This is a genomic window from Streptomyces sp. NPDC038135 (assembly GCF_055601245.1).
The window spans coordinates 416,414-439,143 of sequence record NZ_JBVJXS010000006.1 but is presented as its reverse complement, the minus strand read 5'-3'; the positions used below and the strand labels follow the sequence as shown (position 1 = coordinate 439,143).

Sequence of the window (22,730 nt, the reverse complement as noted above, 5' to 3'; positions counted from 1 at the left end):
CCGGCGGACGCAAGCCCTGCCGCACGACCCGGCGGACGCAAGCCCTGCCGCACGACCCGGCGGACGCAAGCCCTGCCGCACGACCCGGCGGACGCAAGCCCTGCCGCACGACCCGGCGGACGCACCCTGCAGCAGGGCTCGGACGTACCCCGCAGCATGGCTCGCCGGACGTACCCCCGCCGCACGGCATCGCGGACGTCGCCCGCGGGGTGTGGCGGACATGGGCCCCGCCGCACGGCTCGACCGACGTACCCCGGCCGCACGGCTCGACGGACATATTCGCCGCACGGCATGGCGGACGTCGCCCGCGGGGTGTGGCGGACCCCGCCGGACAGCTCGGCGTACGTAGGCCTCGCCGCACGGCTCGGTGGGGCCGGTGCTCAGTGGTGGTCGACGAAGTGGCGGGCCAGCCGCTCGCCCGCCTGCACCGCCGCCCGGTGGCTCTCGATCGGGGTGATGCGGGAGTCCTTGAAGACGATGTACGTGACGCCGGAGGCGGCTCCGCCGCGGATCGGGTCGGGGTGGATGCCCAGACCGCGGGCGGTGGCGTAGGAGGCCTCGCCGATGATGTCGCGCGGGCCGGCGTCGCCGACGACCGCGTACTGCACCCGGTCCCGGTAGACCACGGCCGCGACGGAGCCGCCCCGGATGCCGTAGTCGCGGTGGTCCCAGATGCGGCTCGGGCCCGGCAGCACGATGTAGGGCAGGGACGCGGCGCTCAGATGGCGGCCGTCGGACTGCTGGTAGGCGGTGGCGGCCGCGAACAGCGGATCGGTGCGGCGGTTGCAGCGGGCGGTGGGCCGTCCGTCGCAGTCGATGTCCAGATCGGCCTTCCAGAACACCGCCCCGCGGGTGCCGCACACGGAGACCTTCGCGGACGAGACGTGGTCGGTGCGGTACCCGCCCCGGGAGACCCGGTCGCAGGAGCGCACCCGGTCCAGCAGGTCGGCGGCGGTCACGGCGCCCTCGCCGTGCGCCGCCGTCACGGCGCCCCCACCGCGGGCGGCGGTCACGGCTCCCTCGTCACGGACGGCGGTCGCGGCGCCCTCGCCGCGCGCGGCCGTCGCGGCGCCCTTGTCGCGCGCGGCCAGTGGTCGCTCCCCGGTCGGTACGGCAGCGGCGGGCGGTGTCGTCGGGGCGAGCAGGGCGGCACCGGCCACGACCAGCGTCAGCGTCTGGACACGCACTCTGAGGGACCCTCTCCTCGGGAACATTCCGGACACCATGCCCAAAACGTCATCACCGAGCGAGTGCGACACTCCTTTGGGTCCGGATGGAGCAGCACCTTGACGCTTTCGTCTGATGAAAAGCCAAAAGGAGCCGAGACCCGGGATCACGCCGCACGGCTCCCGCCGACGCCACCGGCCCGGCCCCCTTGTCATGCCCGCACCCAGCGGGTCATATTGGTCCGGACCTTTGTCGTCACGCTGTCCCCCGGGGAGGCAGAGCCGTGCGACGCGTTCCCCTTCCGCCCCTGCTGGTTCCCGCCCTCCTCGTCCTGGTCGCGTCCTGCGGCTGGGGCGGCGCGGCCGAGGGCGACGACGGCCGGGCGCCGGGCGCCCCGACGGGGGTCACCGCCGCGGCCGGCAGCGCCACGAGCGTGCACGTGATGTGGAACGCGGTAGCGGGCGGCGCCGCGGTCCGCGGCTACGAGGTATATCGCGGACACACGAAAGTCAGCGAAGTGCCGGGCACACAGCACATGGTGGACGTCACCAGGCTCAGGCCGTCCACCATGTATGCCTTCACCGTGCGGGCCCGGGACGCGGACGGCCGCCTCGGTCCGCCGAGCCGGGCGGTGCGGGCGCGGACGCCGGCCGCGGTGGCGGCGGACCACTCGGCGCCGGCCCGCCCGGCCGGACTCGCCGGGCGGGCGGTGGGCAGCCGCGCGGTCCAGCTGTCCTGGTCCGCCTCCCGGGACGACCGGGGCGTGGCGTCGTACGAGATACGGCAGGGCGGCGCGACGATCCACAGCGTCGGCGGCGGGCAGCGCGCGACCGTGGTCACCGGGCTGCGCCCGGGCACCCGCTACGTCTTCACGGTGCGGGCCCGGGACGCGGCCGACAACGTCTCCCCCGCCAGCGCGTCGGTCCGCGTCACCACGCCCGGCGCCGACGACGGCCGGGACACCGCGCCGGCCGCGTTCACCGCGTCGAGTCACCGGTCCGGCGGGGCGTACTACATCGACCTGTCCTGGGATCCGCCGGCCGTGGACGGGGTGGTCACCGAGTACCGGATCCGGCTCGACGGCGCAGCGGCCACCTCGCTGGTCTGGGGCGGCGATCCGCCGCGGGGCCGGGCGCACTACAGCTTCTTCGCCGGGCGCGAGGCGGGCGCAACGCACCGGGTACGGCTCGCGGCCCGGCTGCCGGACGGCACGTGGGGCGGCTTCTCGGCGGAACGGACGGTGGTCCTGGGCGGGCACCGGGGCGGCTGACTCGCCGGACGGGGACCGGAGCGCGGAGCGCGCGCCGGGGCACGCCGGACGGGTTAAGGATCACCCGACTGGGCGCGGTCCGGGTGCGCCGGGGGCCGGCGCCGCGTTTGCTGCCGTTGAGGCACGGACGTTTCCCGACCTCGGCGGCGCATGGGACGTACCGCCAACCGTGCCGCCGGAGGGCCAGCCAATGCGCAACTCCCGACTTCTCCTCCGCTCCGGTCTGACCCTGGCGGCCGCCGCCGCGCTTCCGGCCTCACTCGCCGGACCGTCGGCCGCGGCCTCCGGCATATCCGTGAGCACCACCGGTTCCACGGTCTCGGTCGTCACGAGTGCGTGCACCCAGAGCAACGGCAGCTGGGGCAACGCCTCCCTGATCAGCAGCCGCCAGGGGAACTTCTCCCAGGGGCGGCAGGTCGCCCTCTCGGGCACCACCGTCAGCCAGTCCGCGGCCTGGTCGGGGGTGAGCCCGGGGACGTACACGGTGGTCGTGATGTGCTCCAACGGCACGACCGCGGGCACCCAGTCGGTGATCGTCTCGGCGCCCAGCGTGTCCAGCGCGCCCACGATCTCGTCGACCTTCACGCCCGCGCCCTCGCGCGGCGTGAAGGGCGGCGTCGGCGGCGCCAGCCGGGACTACGGCCCGCTCACCCTGGGGATCGGCGCGACCCTGGTGACGGCGGCCGTGGCGGCGACCGTCTGGTTCCTGCGCCGGCGTTCGAAGCCGTACCGGCTCTGAGCCGGCGTTCCGGCACCCGGCGGCGCCGGCATCGGCGACCCTCAGGCGGGCGTGCCGTCCGCCGGTTCCGCCCCGTTCTCCCCGGTGGCCGGGGGAAGTTCGGCGAACTCCTTCAGCGCGCGGGTGAGCCACTGGGTCCAGAAGGTCTCCAGGTCGATGCCGGCGCGCAGGACCAGGTGGCGCAGGCGGTCCTCGGGGGTGTCCCGGCCCGGCGGGAAGTCGCGCCCCTCGATCTCCTCGTACTCGGCCAACTGCCGCCGGTGCAGCTCCAGATGGCGGCCGAGCTCGGCCTCGAGGCCCGCCGTGCCGACGACCGCGGCCGCGCGCAGCCGCAGGAACAGCGCGTCGCGGTGGGGCCTCGGGTCCTGGGACTCGGCGGTCCAGCGGGCCAGTTCGGCGCGGCCCGCGGGCAGGACCTCGTAGCTCTTCTTCTGCCCGCGGGCCGGCTGCTCGGCCGGCAGCGCGCGGATGAAACCCTCCCCCTCCAGCTTCCCCAGCTCGCGGTAGATCTGCTGGTGCGTCGCGGACCAGAAGTAGCCGATCGACCGGTCGAACCGGCGGGTCAGCTCCAGGCCCGACGACGGCTTCTCCAGCAGGGCGGTGAGGATGGCGTGCGGGAGTGACATGGGCTCATCCTAGGGACGCGCGCCGGGGCTACAGCGCCGCCGCCAGCTCGGTGCCCTGCTTGACGGCCCGCTTGGCGTCCAGCTCGGCGGCGACGTCGGCGCCCCCGATCAGGTGGGCGCTGCGGCCGGCGGCGACCAGCTCCTCGTACAGGTCGCGGCGCGGCTCCTGGCCGGTGCACAGCACCACCGTGTCGACCTCGAGGACCGTGCTCTCCTCGCCGACGGTGATGTGCACCCCGGCGTCGTCGATCCGGTCGTAGCGCACGCCCGGGACCATGGTCACGCCCCGGTGCTTGAGCTCGGTGCGGTGGATCCAGCCGGTGGTCTTGCCCAGTCCGGCGCCGACCTTGGTGGTCTTGCGCTGCAGGAGGTGGACGGTGCGGGGCGGGGCGGGCCGCCGCGGGGCGGTGAGACCGCCGGGCGCCCGGTAGTCCATGTCGACGCCCCAGTTGCGGAAGTAGGTGCCCGGGTCCTCGCTCGCCTTGTCGCCGCCGTCGGTGAGGTACTCGGCGACGTCGAAGCCGATGCCGCCGGCGCCGAGCACGGCCACCCGGTCGCCGACGGGGGCGCCGTCCCGCAGCACGTCGAGGTAGCCGAGCACGCTGGGGTGGTCGGCGCCGGGGATCTCGGGGACGCGCGGGGTGACGCCGGTGGCGACGACGACCTCGTCGTAGCCGTCGAGGTCCGCCGCGGTGACCCAGGCGCCGAGCCGCACGTCGACGCCGTGCTCGTCGAGCTGGTGGCGGAAGTAGCGCAGCGTCTCGTCGAACTCCTGCTTGCCGGGGACCTTGCGGGCCACGTTGAGCTGCCCGCCGATCTCGTTCGCGGCGTCGAACAGGGTGACGGTGTGGCCGCGTTCGGCTGCGCTGACGGCGCAGGCCAGGCCGGCCGGTCCGGCGCCGACGACGGCGACCCGCTTGGCCAGCCGGGTCGGGGAGAGCACCAGCTCGGTCTCGTGGCAGGCGCGCGGGTTGACCAGGCAGGAGGTGATCTGCCCGCTGAAGGTGTGGTCGAGGCAGGCCTGGTTGCAGCCGATGCAGGTGTTGATGGCCTCCGGCTTCCCGGCGGCCGCCTTGGCGACGAAGTCGGGGTCGGCGAGCATCGGGCGGGCCACGGACACCATGTCCGCGCAGCCGTCGGCGAGCAACTCCTCCGCCAGGTCGGGGGTGTTGATGCGGTTGGTGGTCACCAGCGGGACGGACACCTCGCCCATCAGCTTCTTCGTGACCCAGGTGTAGGCGCCGCGCGGCACGGAGGTGGCGATGGTGGGGATGCGGGCCTCGTGCCAGCCGATGCCGGTGTTGATGATCGTCGCCCCGGCGGCCTCGACCGCCTTGGCGAGGGTGACGACCTCCTCCAGGGAGGAGCCGCCCGGGACCAGGTCCAGCATGGACAGCCGGTAGATGATGATGAAGTCCTCGCCGACGGCCTCGCGCACGCGCTTGACGATCTCGACGGGGAAGCGCATCCGGTTCTCGTACGAGCCGCCCCAGCGGTCGGTGCGGTGGTTGGTCTGCGCGGCGATGAACTCATTGATCAGGTAGCCCTCGGAGCCCATGATCTCGACGCCGTCGTAGCCGGCCCGCCGGGCGAGGCGGGCGGCGCGGGCGTAGTCCTCGATGGTCCGCTCGACGTCGGCGTCGTCGAGCTCGCGCGGCACGAAGGGGCTGATGGGGGCCTGCACCGGGCTCGGGGCCACCAGGTCCCGGTGGTAGGCGTACCGGCCGAAGTGCAGGATCTGCATGGCGATCCGGCCGCCCTCGCGGTGCACGGCGTCGGTGACGGTCCGGTGCTGCTCCGCCTCCTCCTCGGTGGTGAGCCTGGCGCCGCCCTCGTAGGGCCGGCCCTCGTCGTTGGGCGCGATGCCGCCGGTGACGATGAGGCCCACTCCGCCGCGGGCGCGGGCCGCGTAGAACGCCGCCATCCGCTCGAAGCCGCGCTCGGCCTCCTCGAGGCCGACGTGCATGGAGCCCATGAGCACGCGGTTGGGAAGGGTGGTGAAACCCAGGTCGAGCGGGGACATCAGGTGCGGGTAACGGCTCATGGGGCCCTCCGTGCGGGGTGCGGTCGCCTCTTGTTGTAGAGGAAGCGCACCCCGTTGTGCAACTAGTTGCATAAACGGGCGGAGGTGAGTCCGGCCACTTCACGCGGACACGACGGCGCCCCGGCCGGCTCTTCGCCGGCCGGGGCGCCGTCGTGCGTTCCGCTCTCCGGCCCCGCGGGGCCCCGTCAGCGGCTCTCCAGCCGCAGGTGCAGGTCCCGCTCCTGGTCGCCGGAGGCGGTGCAGGTCTCCTCGACGGTGAACATGGAGTCCAGCGTCGCGCGGAACCGGTCCACGGCCCAGTAGCTGCCCTGGACGTCCGCGAGGATGGACGAGTCGAGGTGGACGGGCGCACATCCGGAACCGCGGGCGTCCGCGACGTCGTACGTGCCGAGCCACACCATCGGACGGACATCGTCGAGCTGCCTCGGAATCTCCTCCGGCGCCCGGTCCGACGCGAAGCAACTGTTCAGGGCTTCGAATACGAGGCGGGCGTCCTCCTTGGAGCCGCTGATCTCCACCGAGACGGTCTCCTGGTGCGACTGGTCCGTGTTCTCCATGACCGCTCCTTTCCTGGCCGCGCTGCGGTGGAACGGGGTACCCCGCCGGACCGCGTCCATCCTCAGCAAAGCACCGCGGACCGGCGAGCACACCTCAGCGGAGGAAGGGGCCGTACGCCTCAGCCGCGGGTGAACTTGTACGTCTTGCTGTCCGTGAGGACGCAGAAGCCGGGCGACACGACGATGACGCGCAGCACCCCGGTACGGCGGTCGTAGTCGACGCCCTCCGCCTCGAAGGCCCCGGAGCAGGAGCTGCGCAGCGGCAGCCGGCGCAGGGCGGTGACATGGCCGGTGACGTCCGCCGTGCCGTTGGGCGCCGCGGACAGGTCGATCCGCAGCAGCGGCTTGGTGATGCCGAAGAGGGAGCCGTCCGGGTCGTCGGAGGAGCACAGCAGGGTGGTGGGACCGGAGAAGTCGCAGCCCTGGACGTCGCGCACGGCGTGGTCGAGGTCGACGTCGGAGACCTTCGGCAGGTTCGCGGAGGGCGAGGTGGCCGGATTGACCCCGGGGGTGGGGAAGACGAGCAGGCGGTTCATGGTGCCCCACTCCCCCGACAGCATCCACTGGCCGTCGGGCGAGACGGCCGCCCAGGAGTTGTTCAGGGCCTCGCCGGGGCTCAGCGCGTGGACGTACTCCGACCAGCCGCCGCCCGGGGCCTGCACGCGGTACATCTTCGAGCTGCCCGAGTCGCGCTGGTAGGGCTCGATGTAGTGGCCGTCGTACGAGGCGTCGGGGTCGCCCACGTGGTTCCAGCCGCGGCTGGAGACCCCGATCGGGATGGTGCCGATGCCGGTGTACCGGTTGGGGCTGTTCGCCGGGACCTCCACCGAGGTCAGCCCCTGGCTCTCGGTCAGCGGATCGGCCCGGTCGGAGCCGGTCTCGGTCCAGGTCTCGGCGGCGTGGGCCGGGGCGGGTGCGGCGAGGGACACGACTGCGGCGGTCGCCAGGACGACGAGTCCGGTGAGGACAGCGTGACAACGTTGCCTGGCGGAGGGGGACGCGGGCATGGCCGGCTCCTCAGAGGAGGGGGGTGGGTGCACTCGGTCGGCGGACAGTCTGGCCCGATGGAGTGGTCATGTACAGGCCAGTGGAGCAACATGGGCGTGAACTCTCCCGGCCGCGGGCACCGTCCCGCGCGGCCCCGCGGGCCGCGGCCGGCGCCCGCGGCGTACGTCCGCCGCCCGGTTGAGAGATGGTGGAGATAGGTGCGACGGCGCGGAGAGTCGGGAGTGAGCGCGGTAGAACAAGGGCAGTCGGCACTGGGGAGTGCGTGCCGTGCGATCGGGCGAAGGCGGTGCGGGGCATGAGTGCAGCCGGGGCTCCGGTGACGGACGGCAACGAGCCGGTGCGCGGACCGGTGCGCGCCGGCGGACTGCTCGACGTGCTGCGCGTGGCGTCGGTGGTGCTGGACGACAGCGGCCGCATCGTGCTGTGGAGCCCGCAGGCCGAGGAGCTGTTCGGCTACTCGGCGCGGGAGGCCCTCGGCCAGTACGCCGCCCGGCTGATGGTCGACGAGCGGCACATCCAGCTCGTGGGCAAGCTGTTCGCCGACGTGATGCGCACCGGCCAGAGCTGGGCCGGCGGCTTCCCGATCCGCCGCAAGGACGGCAGCACCCGCCTGGTGGAGTTCCGCAACATGCGGCTGCTGGACGACCGGGGGGACGTGTACGCGCTGGGGCTCGCCGCCGACCAGTCGACCGTACGGCGCCTGGAGCAGGACGTGGCACTGTCCGAGCGGATGGTGCAGCAGTCGCCGATCGGGCTCGCCGTGCTCGACACCGAGCTGCGGTTCGTCACCGTCAACCCCGCTCTGGCCCGGAACAACGGCGTGCCGGCCGAGGAGCACATGGGACGCAGACTGCGCGACGTGCTGCCGCTGCTGGACACCGGCGCCCTGGAGGCCGCGACCCGCCGGGTCCTGGAGACCGGCGTCCCGGTCATCGACGCGCCCCTGGTCGGCCGGACCCAGGCCGACCCGGACCGGGACCGCACCTGGTCGCAGTCGCTGTACCGCCTCGAGGACGCGACGGGCAACGTGCTCGGGGTCGCCGTCTCACTGGTCGACATCACCGAGCAGCACCGGGCCTCGCAGGAGGCGGAGACGGCGCGGCGCCGGCTCGCGATCATCGCCGACGCCTCCGTCCGCATCGGCACCACACTGGAGCTGGAGCGCACCGCCTGCGAGCTGGCCGACGTCTCGGTGCCTGCGCTGGCCGACATCGCCGCCGTGGATCTGCTGGACGCGGTGGTGGAGGGACGGCCCAGCACGCTGGGTCCCGCGGAGGGTGCGGTGATCCGGGCCCTCGCGGTGCGCCCGGCGGACAGCTCCGACGGGGTGTGCGCCGCCGACCCGCCCGGCCAGGTCGCCCGCTACGGACCGGACCGCCTGGTCACGCAGTGCGTGCGCACGGGCGAGGTGGTGCTGGTGCCGCGGGTGAAGGACGAGGACCTGCCGCGGATCGCCCGCTCGCCGGAGGCGGCCGCCCTGCTGGGCCGGGCGGGTCTGCACTCCTACCTGGCCGTGCCGCTCATCGCGCGCGGCGAAGTGCTCGGCGCTCTCGACCTCAAGCGGACCCGCAATCCGGCGCCCTTCGACGAGGACGACGTCCTGCTGGCCCGGGAGCTGGCGGCCCGCGCCGCCGTGCACATCGACAACGCCCGCTGGTACCAGGACGCCCGCAACACCGCGCTCACCCTGCAGCGCAGCCTGCTGCCGGGCCGGCCGCCGGTGACGACCGGCCTGGAGGTGGCCTCCCGGTACCAGCCGGCGGGCGCCACCAGCGAGGTCGGCGGCGACTGGTTCGACGTGATCCCGCTGGACGGCGGCAGTACCGCGCTCGTGGTGGGCGACGTGATGGGCAGCGGCATCAGCGCGGCCGCGACCATGGGCCGGCTGCGCACCGCGACGACCACGCTGGCCGCGCTCGGCCTCGACCCGGCGGTGCTGCTGGAGCACCTGGACAAGACGACCTCCGCCCTGGACCACTCCATCGCCACCTGCGTCTACGCCGTCCACGATCCGCGGCTGCGCCGGTGCCGGATCGCCAACGCCGGACACCTGCCTCCGGCCCGGGTCCGGCCGGGCCGCCCGCCGGAGCTGCTCGACCTGCCCACCGGGGTGCCGCTGGGGGTGGGCGGGGTGGAGTTCTCGACCGTCACCGTCGACTTCGAGCCGGGCGACCTGCTGGTGTTCTACACCGACGGTCTGGTCGAGACCCGCCGCCATTCGCTGGACGAGCGCCTGGACTTCCTGCTGTCCCTGCTGGACGACCCGGCCCGCCCGCTGGAGGAGGCCTGCGACCTGCTGCTGCGCACGCTGCACCACCCGGACAACCACGACGACGTGGCGCTGCTCATCGCCCGGGCGCTAGAGCTGCCGTAGGACGCGTCAGCGTTCCCGGACGCCGATCACCACATGGGCGTACAGCTCCTCCGACGCCGCCGTACGGGCCGTCAGGCCGGCGTCGGTGAAGGCCCGCAGTGCCGCCGGAGCCTGGCGCTCGCTGGTCTCGGCCAGCACTACGCCGCCGGGAGCCAGCCAGCCCGGGGCGCCGGCGGCGACCCGGCGCAGGACGTCGAGTCCGTCCGCGCCGCCGTCGAGCGCGGCCGGCGGCTCGTGGTCGCGGGCCTCCGCTGGGAGGAGCGGCACCTCCGCGCTCGGTACGTAGGGCACGTTGGCGGTGAGGATGCCGATCCGGCCCCGCAGCGCCGGCGGCAGCGCGTCGAACAGGTCGCCCACATGGGACCGGCCCTCGTACGGGGCGAGGTTGCGGCGGGCGCAGCGTACGGCGGCGGGGTCGATGTCGGCGGCGTGCACCTCGACGGGGCCGAGCGCGTCGGCCAGGGCCGCGCCGAGCGCACCGGAGCCGCAGCACAGGTCGACCACGACCGTGGCGTCCGGGGCCTGCGCCAGGGCCTGGTCGACCAGGAACTCGGTACGGCGGCGCGGCACGAAGACACCCGGTTCCACGGCGATGCGCAGACCGTGGAACAGCGCCCAGCCGAGGACCTGTTCGAGCGGCAGGCCGGCGGTCCGCCGGTCCACCATCGAGGCCAGTTCGGCGGGGGTGCGGGCGGTGCCGAGGATCAACTCCGCTTCGTCCTCGGCGAAGACGCACCCGGCGGCACGCAACGCGGAGACGACGGCGGAGGCGGAGAGCGGGGGCAGGGAGGGCACGGAGGACATGCGGGCCGAGAGCCTTTCGGAGAACCGGAGCCCAGGGGCGCTCTCGTGCTCAGAGCGAGCCGTCGCGAGGCGGGAGCACCCGGGCTGACACAGCGGTGATGGGTCCCACCTCCTCAACGGCCGTCCGGCCGCGGACACTCCGCGACCGGACGGTCACCTTACCCCAGCGCCCCGGCTCGCGGTGCGGCACTCGGAGCCCGGAAGAAGGGGACCGCGCACCGGCCCGGCCCGCGCCGCGCGCCGTTCACACGCCCACGCTCTCCTCCACCTCTTCCTCGGCCGCCTCGGTCTCCCGGTCCGGGACGCGCTCGGCCCCCTTCGAGGGCGCGTTCGCGGGGGGCGTGGTCGCGGCCGCGGGGGTCCGGGAGTGTTCGAAGGCGGCGGCGATCGCGGTCACCGCGAGGCCGGCGAGGAGCCAGACCAGCAGGGTCCACACGGTGCGGCCGAGGCCGTCGCCGCCGAAGTAGAGGAGGCCGCGGACGCCTTCCACGAAGCCGGCGCCGTTCCAGAAGGAGTGCAGGGCGCCGAAGAAGCCGTTCTGGAGCTCGGGCCCGAACAAACCGCCCGAGCTCGTGAAGTTGAGCATCACGAACAGCACCATCATGGTCAGCGTGGTCCACCGCCTGAGAAAGGTGTGCAGTCCGACGCCGATGAGCAGGATGCCCGCCGAGTAGAGCCACGCCAGCCCCCAGACGCCTGCGAGGTCGTGGTGGGCGAGGTGGAACACCGGTCCCGCGAGCAGGGCGCCGATGCCGGCGACCACCGCGGAGACGCCGGCCGCCAGCAGCGCCCGTACCCGCATGGGAAGGGCGGCGCCCGCCGCGCCCAGGGCGGCGACCGAGGCGTAGGAGCCGATGCTGACCGCGATGAGCAGGAAGAACAGGCCCTGCCCGGTGGGGTCGTCGGCGACCGGGGCGGCCACGTCGGTCACCTTCAGCGGCGCGCCCCGCTCCGCGGCGACCGGGGTGAACACCTTCTCGGCGGCCGTCGCGCCCATGTCGGACGCGGCGGTGGCGACCAGCAGCTCCGGAGTCCTCGCGGCCGGTACGTAGGCGCCGGTGACGTCCCGGGACCGGAGCAGGCGGACGGCGTCGGTGCGGGTGGCCACCGTGCGGACGTCGAGCCGGTCCCCCGCGGTGTCCTTGACGGTCTGGGCGAACACCTTCGTCCCGGGACCGGTGCCGACGACGGCGACGGGCAGGTGGTTCGGCTCCGGCGTGACGAAGGCGCCCATGTAGGCGAGCCCCATGCCCAGGCACATCAGGAGCGGGGTGATCAGGTGGGTGAGCACATGGCGCAGCGCCGGCGACCTCATCGTGGGCGGCCTCCGAAATCCGATGGTTGGCTTATACAACTTCCGTTCAAGTTGTACTATACAACTAGAACGCCCGAGGAGGTAGTCCGTGACAGCAGCAGCCGAGACGGCCGTCGAGACCATCCAGCGAGAGATGACGATCTTCGCCCGCCGGGCCCGGGCCTCGGCGGGGCGCATGCACCCCGAGCTGTCCCTCGTCTCGTACACGCTGCTCGGGCACCTGGAGGAGAGCGGCGGCTGCCGGGCCACCGACCTGGCCGCGCACTACGCCCTGGACAAGTCGACGGTCAGCCGTCAGGTGACCGCGCTGGAGCGGGCCGGTCTCGTCGAGCGCCGCACCGACCCGGAGGACCACCGCGTCCAGGTGCTGGACCTGACGGAGGCCGGCCGGGCGATCCTCGCCCAGGTCACGCGCAGCCGCCGGGCCGCCTTCCGGGAGCGGCTCGCCGCATGGCCGGAGGACGACCTGGTCCGTTTCGCCCGGTACCTGGAGCGGTACAACGCGGAACCCGGCCCGGCCACCGGCCCCGACGGGCCTGACCTGGGGCGGAGCACCCGCGAGGACAGCGTACGGTGGAAACCATGAACGTCACCCGAGGCTTCACGGGGCGTCCCCGCGTCACCGATCCCGGACTGCCGCCGGGGCAGTACGACGCGCGCGACGAGTGGCCCGTCCTGTCCGCCGAGGTCACCCCGGATATCGCCCCCGCCGACTGGTCCTTCCGCATCGACGGGCTGGTGGAGCGGCCGCACACCTGGGACTGGGAGCAGGCCCGGGCGCTGCCCGCGGCGGCGTACGAGGGTGACATCCACTGCGTGACCGGCTGGTCGAAGTTCGGGGTGCGCTTCGGGGGCGTCTCGCTGGACGCGTTCCTCGACGTGGTGCGGCCGGCCGCGGCCGCCACCCACGCGGTGGCCTACTCGCACACCGGCTACTCCACGAACCTGCCGCTCGCCGACCTGACCGGCGGCCGGGCCTGGATCGCCTGGGACTTCGACGGCCGGCCGCTCGCGCCCGAGCACGGCGGCCCGGCGCGGCTGCTGGTGCCGCACCTGTACTTCTGGAAGAGCGCCAAGTGGATCGCGGGCATCACGCTCCTCGACCACGACGAGCCCGGTTTCTGGGAGGCGAACGGCTACCACGAGCGGGGCAACCCCTGGGAGGAGCAGCGGTACTCCGGTGACTGAGACAGTGACCTCGGCCCGCGTTCCCGCGACGCGGTTCGCCGTGCCCGGGCGCATCGCCGTCAGCGAGCAGGCGGCCGCAATGTGGCAGACCGCCACCCTGACCGAGATCCGCCGCGAGACCCCGCACGCGGCCACCTTCCGGTTCGCGGTGCCCGAGTGGGCAGGGCATCTGCCCGGCCAGCACCTGATGCTGCGGCTGACCGCGCCGGACGGCTACGTGGCCCAGCGCCACTACTCGATCGCGTCCGCGCCCGACGACTCGGGCCACATCGAGCTGACCCTGGACCACGTGCGGGACGGCGAGGTCTCGGGCTGGTTCCACACCACGGCCCGGCCCGGTGACACGGTCGAGCTGCGCGGCCCGCTGAGCGGCTTCTTCGCCTGGCCGGGCGACCGGCCCGCGCTGCTGCTCGGAGCCGGTTCCGGCGTCGTGCCGCTGATGTCGATGGTCCGGCACCACCGGGCCCTCGGCCTCGGCGTGCCGCTGCGGATGCTGGTGTCGGCGCGCAGCCCGGAGGAGCTGATCTACGCCGGGGAGCTGGGCGCGGAGACGACGACCGTGTTCACACGGAGCGCACCCGCGGGGACGCCGGTGGGTCGTATGGCAGCCGCACATGTGGCGCCGCTCCTGGCCGAGCAGCCTCCGGGTGGCTGGGAGGCCTATGTGTGCGGCTCCAACGGGTTCGCCGAGCACGCCTCGCGCCTGCTGGTCGCGGCGGGGCAGCCGGTCGAGCGGATCCGCATCGAGCGCTTCGGCTGAGCCCGCCGGCCGCTCGCGCCGTAGCGGGACGCGCGTCGTACGCCGGGCTCCCAGGAGGGCTGGAACTCGCGGTCGGACGGCGTGCGCGAGGCGCGCCGTACGGGGTACCAGACGGGTGCGGTCGCTTCGTGCGAGGCGACGGAGACGGCCCGGGCAGGTGCCCCGGCCCGGCCGTCCTCCGGCTGCGGCGAGGAGGTGGGCATGCGTACCCGGGTGCGCGGCTGGCGCTGGCGGCGCAATCCGCTGCGGCGCCGGTCGGATGTCATGGAGGCCTGGGCGGTCCTGGTGGCCGCCGTCCTGCTGTTCGTCGTCACACCGCTGGCGGGGACGGCCGCCGGTCTCCACGCCCATGACCAGGCCCGGTCGCGCGCCACGGCGCTGCGGGCCGAGCGGCACCAGGTGCGGGCCACGGTGACCGGCGACGAGTCCGCGCGGCCGGGCCCCGTGCGGGGCGACCGCGCACACCCCCATCAGGCCAAGGTCCGCTGGACCGAGCCGGGCGCCGGAACGCGCACCGCCGTGGCCCGCGTGCCCGCCGGGAGCCGGTCGGGCGACCTGGTGACCGTGTGGTTCGACGCCCGGGGCCGCGCCGTCGCCCCGCCGCCGAACGACGTGGCGGTCTGGCGGCACACGGTCATGGTGGGCCTGTGCGCGGCGGGCGGCTCGGCGGCCGTCATCCTCCTGGGGTACGCCGTGCAGCGCCGGGCGGCGCTGCGCCACCGGATGGACGAGTGGGAGCGGGAGTGGGCGCGCACCGGTCCGAGGTGGACCCAGCCGCTGACCTGACCGGGCGGGCGAACCCGCCGTCGGACCGCCGGACCTTCCGGCCCGCTTTCGACAGGCCGGTACGGCAACCGCTTTCACCGCGGTGAACAGCGGTACGGCCGCATGTCCCGGCGCCGGACGGAAACCGGCTCCCACGTACCTGGCGGGACCTTTGGCCGCGCACGTACCGTGAGCCGACGCAGTCCCCTCGTCCCCGAAGGCGGTTCCCGATGGCCCTGTTCGACCTCCCCCTCGACGAACTCCGCGCATATCGCGGCGTCTCCACCGCGCCGGCGGACTTCGACGCCTTCTGGGACAAGACCCTCCAGGAGGCCCGCGAGCACGAGCTGGCCGCCCGGTTCGAGCCGGTGGACTCCGGGCTGTCCACGGTCCGGGTGTACGACGTGACGTTCGCCGGTTTCGGGGGCCACCCGGTCAAGGGCTGGCTCAGACTGCCCGCCGGCGCGTCGGAACCGCTGCCGCTGGTCGTGGAGTTCATCGGTTACGGCGGCGGGCGCGGGCTGGCGCACGAGGACCTGCTGTGGGCGTCCACGGGCCGCGCCCACTTCGTGATGGACACGCGGGGCCAGGGCAGCGCCTGGGGCGGCGGTGGCGGCACTGCGGACCCGGTGGGGGCAGCGCCCGCCTTCCCCGGGTACATGACGCGGGGCATCGACGCGCCCGAGAACTACTACTACCGCCGGGTGTTCACGGACGCCGTGCGCGCCGTGGAGGCGGCCCGGTCGCATCCGCTCGCCGACGCGGCGCGGACCGTGGTGACCGGGGAGAGCCAGGGCGGTGGCATCTCCCTCGCCGTCGGCGGACTGCTTCCCGACCTGGTGGCGGTCGCCCCCGACGTGCCGTTCCTGTGCGACTTCCCGCGCGCGACGACCCTGACGGACCGTCACCCGTACCGCGAGATCGGCCTGTTCCTCAAGACCCACCGCGGGCGCGCGGAGGAAGCGCTGCGCACGCTCTCCTACTTCGACGGCGTGCACTTCGCGGCCCGCGGCCGGGCCCCGGCGCTCTTCTCGGCCGCCCTGGAGGACCGGACGTGCCCGCCGTCGACCGTGTTCGCGGCCTTCAACGCGTGGGCGCACCGGGACAAGGCGGTCGAGGTGTACGACTTCAACGACCACGAGGGCGGCGGCCCGTTCCAGGAGGAGCGCAAGCTGCGCTGGCTGCGCGCGTACGCCTGACCGGAAGGCGGGGCGGGGCCGCGCCCGGGCGGGCCGGGTTCCGGCCGCCTTCTTCACACCAGTCCGACCAGTCGGTACGTTCGGAGGCGCCCCGGGCCGTGCTGCCGCCGCCCGGGTTCCCGGCGACGACGGAGGCTGGATGTCCGCGCACGAGGCACATGTTCAGGGCCACTGCGATCCGCGCTTCACCGCGGTGCGGGAGGCGTTCGAGGAGAACTTCCGGGACCGCGGCGAGCTGGGCGCCGCCGTGGCGGTGACCGTCGGCGGCGAGTCGGTGGTCGACCTGTGGGGCGGCTGGGCCGACGCGGCACGCACCCGGCCCTGGGAGCGGGACACGCTGGTCAACGTGTGGTCCACGACCAAGGGGCCGGTGGCCCTGTGCGCGCATCTGCTCGCGGACCGGGGCCTGCTCGACTTCGACCGGCCGGTGGCCGCGTACTGGCCGGAATTCGCGGCGGCGGGCAAGGACGACGTACGCGTACGGGATCTGCTGTCGCACCGCGCCGGGCTGTCCGGCCTGCGGGAGCCGCACTCCGTCGAGGAGCTCTACGACTGGGAGCTGACGACCGCGCGGCTGGCGGCCACCGAGCCCTGGTGGGAGCCGGGCACCCGGTCCGGATACCACGCGCTGACCTGGGGCTTCCTCGTCGGCGAGGTGATCCGGCGGGTGTCCGGGCTGCGCCCCGGGGCGTTCCTGGAGGAGGAGGTGACCGGGCCGCTCGGGCTGGACTTCACGATCGGCCTGCCGGAGAAAGAGACCGGCCGGGCGGCCGAGCTGGTGCACGCGCGGTCCCGGGACGACGCGGAACGAGCCGCCGCTTTCGGCCAGTTGCCGCCGGCCGCGATCGCCGCCCTCGCCAACCCGCCGGTGGGCGCCGCACAGGCGAACACGGCCGCGTGGCGGGCGGCGGAGATACCGGCGGCCAACGGGCACGGCACCGCGCGCTCGGTCGCCGCCCTGTACGGCGTCTTCGCCGGCCGGGGCTCCTACGGCGACCGGCGGATCCTGTCACCGGAGGCCGTGGAGCGGGTGCGCGAGGGCCAGGGCGCCTGCCGCGACCTGGTGCTGGGCGCGGGGCTCGAGGGCGAGACGGAGATCGGGCTCGGGTTGTGGCTGAGCGGCCCGCACGGCTCGTACGGACCGAACCCGCGGGCTTTCGGACACGACGGCTTCGGGGGCTCCTGCGGGCTCGCGGACCCGGAGGCGGAGGTCTCGCTCGGGTACGCGATGAACCGGATGGGGCCGCACATCGCGGACGATCCGCGGAAGACGGCCCTGGTGGAAGCGGTTTACAGCGCCCTGTGAGGCCGGGTCGCGCGGACGTGTTTCGGCCGAACCACCGGACCGCTCTTCCCTTGTGGTTTAGACCAATGCTAGATGTGGTCGCGCAATGAGCCCGTTCGGCTACGTCTTGTCACCACAGGAGGCGCGGCATGGCCCGCACCACCCCGCTCGACCCCCAGCAGACCGACGACCGGCCCCTGTACTGGCGGGTCGCGTCGCAGCTTCTCGACGAACTGCACGACGGCACCGTGCCGCCCGGCGACCGGCTGCCCAGCGAGCGGCACCTGGCCCGGCACTTCGGTGTCAGCCGGGAGACCGTACGGCAGGCGCTTGAGGTGCTGCGGCGCGGCGGTCTGGTCGCCACCGACCGGCGGGGCAGCCACGCCACGCTGCCCGGCCGTCCGGTGGAGGACCCGGTCTCGCTCACCTTCCCGGTCGGCGCCCGGCCGGCGGACCCGTGCGCCGTGGACCGGGCGACGGTGACCTGGGAGGCGCCGTCGCCGGAGCACGCGCGGGCGCTCGGGCTGGCCCCGCACCGGCCCACGCTGGTGCACCGCTACCGCTCGGCCGCGCCCGACGGCCGCTCGCTGCGCACAGCGGTGACAACGTTCTCCGCGGTGGCGCTGAGCGAGGTCGCGGAGCTGGGCCGGTACCGCGAACGGGCGGACGGGGCCACCCCGGCGCAGCTGCGCCGGGCCTACGACTGGATGCGCAAGGCCGGGCTCACCCTGCACCACCGGGACTCCATCACCCAGGTCGGCGACGCCTCGTCGGTCCGTGTCACGCGGCGGGTGCACGACCAGTACGCGCGCCCCCTGGAGATCACCGACCTGGTGGTCGACTCCGAACGGGACGCGCTGGTCTACGAGTTCACCCTGCCGGCGGCCGGCTGAGCCCGGGCCACGAGGAGGCGGGCCCGGGGGCTGCCGTCGTCGCGCCGCCCGAACTCGGGCAGCGGCCGCAGTCCGACCTCGAAGCCGGAGCGGGTCAGCCCGCCGACGACGTCGCCGAACCGGAAGGTCCGGTAGTACATGACGAACGGCGGCCGCCACAGGGCGTTGCGGACCCGCATGGCCGTGTCGAAGGCGAGCAGGGTCCAGAACGCGGGGCCGGCGGGGCGGGGCGGGGCGAAGAGCGGGAAGGCGAAGCTGCCGCCCGGCCGCAGCACGGAGCGGACCTGGGTGAACAGCCCCGGCAGTTCGCGGGGCAGGAAGTGGCCGAACGCGCCGAAGCTGACCACCAGGTCGAAGGCGGGCCCGAACGGCAGGGCCCGGGCGTCGCCGCGCACCCAGGCGACGTCCGGGCCGCCGGACGGCGCGCGGCGGCGGGCGACGTCGAGCATGCCGGCGCTGAAGTCGACGCCGGTGACGCTCCGGCCGCACAGTCCCGCCAGCAGTTCCGTCCCGGCTCCGGTGCCGCAGCACAGGTCCAGGCCGTCCTCGAAGGGCCCGAGCGGCCCCAGCGCCTTGGCGACGGACTCCAGCACCGAGCGGGGCGTACGGAAGGGGGTGTGGTCGAACTTCGGGGCCAGCAGGTCGTAACCGTGCTCGACGGACGACAGCGCCTGTACGGCGAGCTCGCGCACGCTGGGGCCTTCGGGGCTGAACATCGTCTCAGCCTAGGCCCTGCCGTCCTCGTACGGGCGGCCGTTCGGCGACGGCGCCTCGGCGTGCCCGCCGCCCGACGGCGAGGCCCCTCGCCCATCGAGGATCCGCAGCACGCGCTCGCACCAGCGCAGGTTCTCCTGCTCGAAGGCGATGCCCGCCATGAGGGTCAGATACGGGCCGATCCGGTCGGCCGTGCTCAGGTACTCCTCCTCGGTGCGCCCGTCCAGGAGGCGGGCGCGCACCCGCTCGTAGCGGTCGAGTTTGCCGCGGGCCCAGCCCCCGCGCTCCTCGACGAGCGCCCGGGCCACCGCGGGGTCGCCGCCGTCCATGGCCTGGATCTTGATGAGGAGTTCGTCGCGGACGGCCGTGGGGCGTTTCGGCGGTTCGCCGGCGAAGGCGCGCAGCCGGCTCCGGCCGGCCTCCGTCAGGGTGAACATCCGCTTGGTGGGCCGGCGTTCCTGCGGCACCGTCCGGGCCTCGACCAGTCCGTCCTGCGCGAGGCGCTCCAGCTCCCGGTAGAGCTGCTGCGGGGTGGCGGGCCAGAAGTTCGCGAGCGAGACGTCGAACACCTTCGACAGCTCGTAGCCCGAGGCCTCCCCCTCCAGCAGGGCGGCCAGGACGGCGTACTTGAGCGACATGTGGACACGCTAGCAGCAGGTGATTACCCTCATCCGCACCTATTCAAATAGTTGACTATGAGGTGATCCGATGCGCGCGTTCCGCGAGGCGGTCGAGGCGGGCGACTTGGACGCCGTCGAGGCGCTGCTGGCCGATGACGTCGTCTTCACCAGCCCGGTCGTCTTCAAGCCGTACCCGGGCAAGCCGATCACGGCGGCGATCCTGCGCGGGGTCTGCGAGGTCTTCGAGGACTTCCGGTACGAGCGGGAACTCTCCGGCGCCGACGGCCGCGACCACGCGCTGGTCTTCCGGGCACGGGTGGGCGACCGGGAGCTGACCGGCTGCGACTTCATCCACCTGGACGACGACGGGCTGATCGACGAGCTGACGGTGATGGTGCGCCCGCTGTCGGGGGCCCAGGCGCTCGCCGCGGCCATGGGCGGCCGGTTCGACTCGATCGCGCGGGAGGCGGCGGAACGGTCCGCGTGAGCGGACCGGGGCCCGGCGGTGCCCCGTCTCAGGGCGCCGGGCGCACCGGCAGGGCGCGCACGCTGTTGCCGACGAAGCCGGCGTGCGGAGCCAGTTCCGCCTCGGGGACGGCGAGTTCGAGTCCGGGGAAGCGGGTGAACAGCCGTTCCAGGGCGACGGTCGCCTCCAGGCGGGCCAGCGGGGCGCCCAGGCAGTAGTGGGCGCCGTGCCCGAGGGAGAGATGGCGTACGGCGTCGGGACGGGCGGGCCGGGTGACGTCGAAGCGGTCGGCGTCCGGGCCGTGCGCCGCCCGGTCGCGGCCGGCGGCGGAGTAACCCGCCAGGACGGGGGTGCCGGCCGGGATCGGCGTGCCGTCCACGGTGAGGTCGCGCACCGGGTAGCGGAACGGGAAGTAGCTGACCGGGGCGTCCCAGCGCAGGGTCTCCTCCACGACGTCGGCCCAGCTCGCGCCGCCCGCGCGCACCAGGTCGAGCTGGTCGCGGTGGCCGCACAGGGCGCGTACGGCGTTGGTGATCAGGTTGAGCGTGGTCTCGTGGCCGGCGACGATCATCAGCAGGAGCGTGCCGATCAGCTCGGGCCGGCCGAGCCGGTCGCCGTCCTCGTCGCGGGCCGCGATGAGGGCGCTGGTCAGGTCGTCCCCCGGGGCGGCGGCCTTCGCGGCGGCGATCTCGCCGAGCACGGCGAGGAGTTCGCGGTTGGCGGCGACGGCCGCGGCGGGTTCGGTGTCGGTGGCCACGATCCGGCTGCTGAGGTGGTGCAGCCGGTCCCGGAACCCGGCCTCCACGCCGAGGAGTTCGCAGATGACGCCCAGGGGCAGCGGGAGCGCGAAGTGCCGGCGCAGATCCGCGACGCCCCCGCCGGCCACTGCGGCCGCCGCCAGCCCGTCCAGCAGCGACTCGGTCAACTCCTCGACCCTTGGCCGCAGTTCCTCGGTGCGCCGGGGAGTAAATGCGCGACTGACCAGGGAGCGCAGCCGCCGGTGGTCCTCGCCGTCCGCGGTCGTCATGCCCGGGACGGTCGCGAAGGTGCGCAGCGGCCAGCCCTCGGCTATCAGGCCCTCGCGCAGCGCCGTGAAGTGGCGCGCGTTCTTGGCCACGTCGGGATGCTGCAGGAACTCACGGAGCGCCTCGTGCCCGAGGACGGCCGCGCCCCCGATGCCGCCGGGCAGTTCGACCGGGGTGACCGCACCGCGGGCCAGGAGGCGCGCGTTGTCGGCGTGCGGGCAGCCGCCGGCGGGGTCGAGCCGGTGCGGCGGCAGCGCGGGCGTGGTCTCCACCGGCAGCTCCTGACGGTCGTACGACGAGGGCGACGCCGCCGATCGTAGGCTCACGCGGGCCGTTCCACCCGGGGTTTCGCACCACGGGGAATGTTCCGCGGCGGCGGCGTGTTGCACGGGGTACGGACATACCGCTCCGACGGGTGGTACTGTGCCGAACAGCACCTGTGCACGTCCCTCCGCGGACGCCGGTGCCAGTTCTCCTTCTCGCGCCGATCGGCTCGCCGGTCTCCGGCTCCGGCGCGTGACCTCCAGGCAAAGCCTCGCGAACAGGCCTTCCGTGCCGTGCCCGAGGTGCCGTTCCCACCGCCCGGAGGCGCCTGTGCGCCGCCTCCCGCTCGCGGTCCCTCCCCCTTCCTCCTCGCCTTCCGTCCGTGAAAGGACCTTCCATGACCACCACACTCGAACACCCCCCTGTCGCACAGCGGCCCCCGGCCGCCCGGCCCGTCACCGGTGTCCTGGACATCGACGCGCGCGGCAAGGGGCACCTGAGGGCCGCGCACCTGCTGCCCTCCCCCGCAGACCCCCAGGTCGCCCCCGCGCTGATCCGCCGTCACGGCCTGCGCAAGGGCGACCTCGTGCAGGGCGAGAGCACGCCGCAGCGCGGCCTGACCGGCGTCACGCTGGTCGACGGGCACGCTCCCGGTGAACGCCGCGACCGCCGGCACTTCCACCAGCTCACCCCGCTGCACCCCCATGAGCGGCTGCGCCTGGAGCACCAGGCGTCCGGCCTGGCCGGGCGCGTCACCGACCTGCTCGCGCCGGTAGGCAAGGGACAGCGCGGGCTGATCGTGGCCCCGCCGAAGAGCGGCAAGACCGTGCTGTTGCAGCAGCTCGCCGCGGCCGTCGCCGGCAACCACCCGGACTGCCGGCTGATGGTGCTGCTGCTGGACGAGCGGCCCGAGGAGGTCACCGAGATGCGCCGCTCGGTGCGCGGCGAGGTGTACGCCTCCACCTTCGACCGCTCGGCCAGGGAGCACATCGCCCTGGCCGACCTGGTCGTGGAACGGGCCAAGCGGCTGGTGGAGGCCGGTGAGGACGTCGTCGTCCTGCTGGACTCGCTGACCCGGCTGTGCCGGGCCCACAACAACGCCTCCGCCGTCGGCGGCCGCACCCTGAGCGGCGGTGTCGACGCGGGCGCGCTGCTCGGCCCCAAGCGGTTCTTCGGCGCCGCCCGGCAGGCCGAGGAGGGCGGCTCCCTCACCATTCTCGCCACCGTCCTGGTGGACACCGGCTCGCGCGCCGACGGCTACTTCTTCGAGGAGCTGAAGGGCACCGGCAACATGGAGCTCCGGCTGGACCGGGAGCCCGCCGCCCGCCGGGTCTTCCCGGCCGTGGACATCGACGCTAGCGGCACCCGCCGCGAGGAACTGCTGCTCACTCCGGCCGAGTTGGCGGCCACCCGGGGCCTGCGCCGGGCCCTGCGCTCCCGCGAGGGCGCACCGGCCGCCCTGGAGACGCTGCTCGGGCGCATGCGCGAGACCCCGGACAACGCCACGTTCCTGCGCCGCGTCCAGCCGACCCTGCCCGGCGGCTGACGGCGCCCGGCCGCCCGCGCCGCCGCCGGCCGCCGCGCGGCGCCCTCCGGTGCTACATCCGGGTTGCTCCGGTAGGCCGTCCGGCCCGGACAGCGCGCCGG

Annotated in this window: 22 protein-coding genes; 12 read left to right on the top strand and 10 right to left on the bottom strand. The window is 74.2% G+C overall.

Annotated elements, in window-relative coordinates:
- Window positions 1-380 precede the first annotated feature (380 nt).
- The gene (locus tag ACZ7JA_RS19655) at window positions 381-1,187 is read right to left on the bottom strand and encodes a glycoside hydrolase family 75 protein (RefSeq protein WP_470809439.1); all 807 of its coding nucleotides are present in this window, start codon (window positions 1,185-1,187) and stop codon (window positions 381-383) included.
- A 263-nt stretch (window positions 1,188-1,450) separates the two neighbouring features.
- On the opposite strand from ACZ7JA_RS19655, the gene ACZ7JA_RS19650 reads away from it, so the two are divergent.
- Complete coding sequence (locus ACZ7JA_RS19650; RefSeq protein ID WP_470809437.1) at window positions 1,451-2,437, top strand: fibronectin type III domain-containing protein; 987 nt, start codon at window positions 1,451-1,453, stop codon at window positions 2,435-2,437.
- Window positions 2,438-2,627: 190 nt separating this feature from the next.
- Window positions 2,628-3,176, top strand: coding sequence for a hypothetical protein (locus ACZ7JA_RS19645; RefSeq protein ID WP_470809435.1), 549 nt, complete (start codon window positions 2,628-2,630; stop codon window positions 3,174-3,176).
- 41 nt (window positions 3,177-3,217) lie between these two features.
- Here ACZ7JA_RS19645 and ACZ7JA_RS19640 read toward each other — a convergent pair whose 3' ends face one another.
- From ACZ7JA_RS19640 to ACZ7JA_RS19625, 4 genes are all read right to left on the bottom strand, one after another.
- A complete protein-coding gene (locus ACZ7JA_RS19640) occupies window positions 3,218-3,802 on the bottom strand; it encodes a PadR family transcriptional regulator (protein WP_351660884.1) in 585 nt (194 codons plus the stop codon).
- A 28-nt stretch (window positions 3,803-3,830) separates the two neighbouring features.
- Window positions 3,831-5,846: an NADPH-dependent 2,4-dienoyl-CoA reductase gene (locus ACZ7JA_RS19635; RefSeq protein ID WP_351660882.1), complete on the bottom strand. Its 2,016-nt coding sequence runs from the start codon at window positions 5,844-5,846 to the stop codon at window positions 3,831-3,833.
- Between the two features lie 185 nt (window positions 5,847-6,031).
- Window positions 6,032-6,403, bottom strand: coding sequence for a hypothetical protein (locus ACZ7JA_RS19630; protein ID WP_389297284.1), 372 nt, complete (start codon window positions 6,401-6,403; stop codon window positions 6,032-6,034).
- Between the two features lie 119 nt (window positions 6,404-6,522).
- Window positions 6,523-7,410 (bottom strand): hypothetical protein, encoded by an 888-nt coding sequence (locus tag ACZ7JA_RS19625; protein ID WP_351660877.1) that lies wholly within the window; start codon window positions 7,408-7,410, stop codon window positions 6,523-6,525.
- Between the two features lie 296 nt (window positions 7,411-7,706).
- Here ACZ7JA_RS19625 and ACZ7JA_RS19620 point away from each other — a divergent pair, with 296 nt between their 5' ends.
- Window positions 7,707-9,785, top strand: a complete 2,079-nt coding sequence (locus ACZ7JA_RS19620; protein ID WP_389297281.1) for a SpoIIE family protein phosphatase — start codon at window positions 7,707-7,709, stop codon at window positions 9,783-9,785.
- A gap of 6 nt (window positions 9,786-9,791) precedes the next feature.
- Here ACZ7JA_RS19620 and ACZ7JA_RS19615 read toward each other — a convergent pair whose 3' ends face one another.
- Window positions 9,792-10,589 carry a putative protein N(5)-glutamine methyltransferase gene (locus tag ACZ7JA_RS19615; RefSeq protein ID WP_351660872.1) on the bottom strand — a complete coding sequence of 266 codons (798 nt, stop codon included), beginning with the start codon at window positions 10,587-10,589 and terminating at the stop codon, window positions 9,792-9,794.
- Between the two features lie 244 nt (window positions 10,590-10,833).
- Window positions 10,834-11,904 (bottom strand): hypothetical protein, encoded by a 1,071-nt coding sequence (locus ACZ7JA_RS19610; RefSeq protein WP_470809431.1) that lies wholly within the window; start codon window positions 11,902-11,904, stop codon window positions 10,834-10,836.
- 133 nt (window positions 11,905-12,037) lie between these two features.
- On the opposite strand from ACZ7JA_RS19610, the gene ACZ7JA_RS19605 reads away from it, so the two are divergent.
- The 7 genes from ACZ7JA_RS19605 (at window position 12,038) to ACZ7JA_RS19575 (ending at window position 17,994) form a co-directional block, all read left to right on the top strand.
- Entirely contained in the window at window positions 12,038-12,490 is a 453-nt protein-coding gene (locus ACZ7JA_RS19605; protein WP_389297955.1) for a MarR family winged helix-turn-helix transcriptional regulator, read from the top strand.
- Entirely contained in the window at window positions 12,487-13,092 is a 606-nt protein-coding gene (locus tag ACZ7JA_RS19600; protein WP_389297279.1) for a sulfite oxidase-like oxidoreductase, read from the top strand. The genes ACZ7JA_RS19605 and ACZ7JA_RS19600 overlap by 4 nt, the downstream gene beginning before the upstream one ends.
- Window positions 13,093-13,171: 79 nt before the next feature.
- On the top strand, window positions 13,172-13,852 hold the full coding sequence (locus ACZ7JA_RS19595) for a ferredoxin reductase (RefSeq protein ID WP_389297954.1): 681 nt from the start codon (window positions 13,172-13,174) through the stop codon (window positions 13,850-13,852).
- Between the two features lie 201 nt (window positions 13,853-14,053).
- The gene (locus ACZ7JA_RS19590; RefSeq protein WP_470809429.1) at window positions 14,054-14,638 is read left to right on the top strand and encodes an Rv1733c family protein; all 585 of its coding nucleotides are present in this window, start codon (window positions 14,054-14,056) and stop codon (window positions 14,636-14,638) included.
- Window positions 14,639-14,847: 209 nt separating this feature from the next.
- Window positions 14,848-15,816 carry an acetylxylan esterase gene (locus ACZ7JA_RS19585; protein ID WP_470809427.1) on the top strand — a complete coding sequence of 323 codons (969 nt, stop codon included), beginning with the start codon at window positions 14,848-14,850 and terminating at the stop codon, window positions 15,814-15,816.
- Window positions 15,817-15,955: 139 nt separating this feature from the next.
- Window positions 15,956-17,122: a serine hydrolase domain-containing protein gene (locus tag ACZ7JA_RS19580; protein WP_470809425.1), complete on the top strand. Its 1,167-nt coding sequence runs from the start codon at window positions 15,956-15,958 to the stop codon at window positions 17,120-17,122.
- Window positions 17,123-17,250: 128 nt separating this feature from the next.
- Entirely contained in the window at window positions 17,251-17,994 is a 744-nt protein-coding gene (locus ACZ7JA_RS19575) for a GntR family transcriptional regulator (RefSeq protein WP_351660852.1), read from the top strand.
- Here ACZ7JA_RS19575 and ACZ7JA_RS19570 read toward each other — a convergent pair.
- Both ACZ7JA_RS19570 and ACZ7JA_RS19565 read right to left on the bottom strand, forming a co-directional pair.
- Window positions 17,964-18,710: a class I SAM-dependent methyltransferase gene (locus tag ACZ7JA_RS19570; RefSeq protein WP_351660849.1), complete on the bottom strand. Its 747-nt coding sequence runs from the start codon at window positions 18,708-18,710 to the stop codon at window positions 17,964-17,966. The two genes, ACZ7JA_RS19575 and ACZ7JA_RS19570, sit on opposite strands and share 31 nt — an antisense overlap.
- Window positions 18,711-18,719: 9 nt before the next feature.
- Window positions 18,720-19,346, bottom strand: a complete 627-nt coding sequence (locus tag ACZ7JA_RS19565; RefSeq protein WP_470809422.1) for a PadR family transcriptional regulator — start codon at window positions 19,344-19,346, stop codon at window positions 18,720-18,722.
- Window positions 19,347-19,416: 70 nt separating this feature from the next.
- Here ACZ7JA_RS19565 and ACZ7JA_RS19560 point away from each other — a divergent pair, with 70 nt between their 5' ends.
- Window positions 19,417-19,815, top strand: a complete 399-nt coding sequence (locus ACZ7JA_RS19560) for a nuclear transport factor 2 family protein (RefSeq protein ID WP_470809420.1) — start codon at window positions 19,417-19,419, stop codon at window positions 19,813-19,815.
- Window positions 19,816-19,843: 28 nt separating this feature from the next.
- Here ACZ7JA_RS19560 and ACZ7JA_RS19555 read toward each other — a convergent pair whose 3' ends face one another.
- Window positions 19,844-21,091 carry a cytochrome P450 family protein gene (locus ACZ7JA_RS19555; protein WP_351661246.1) on the bottom strand — a complete coding sequence of 416 codons (1,248 nt, stop codon included), beginning with the start codon at window positions 21,089-21,091 and terminating at the stop codon, window positions 19,844-19,846.
- A 389-nt stretch (window positions 21,092-21,480) separates the two neighbouring features.
- Here ACZ7JA_RS19555 and rho point away from each other — a divergent pair, with 389 nt between their 5' ends.
- Complete coding sequence (rho, locus tag ACZ7JA_RS19550) at window positions 21,481-22,629, top strand: transcription termination factor Rho (protein ID WP_470809418.1); 1,149 nt, start codon at window positions 21,481-21,483, stop codon at window positions 22,627-22,629.
- Window positions 22,630-22,730 lie beyond the last annotated feature (101 nt).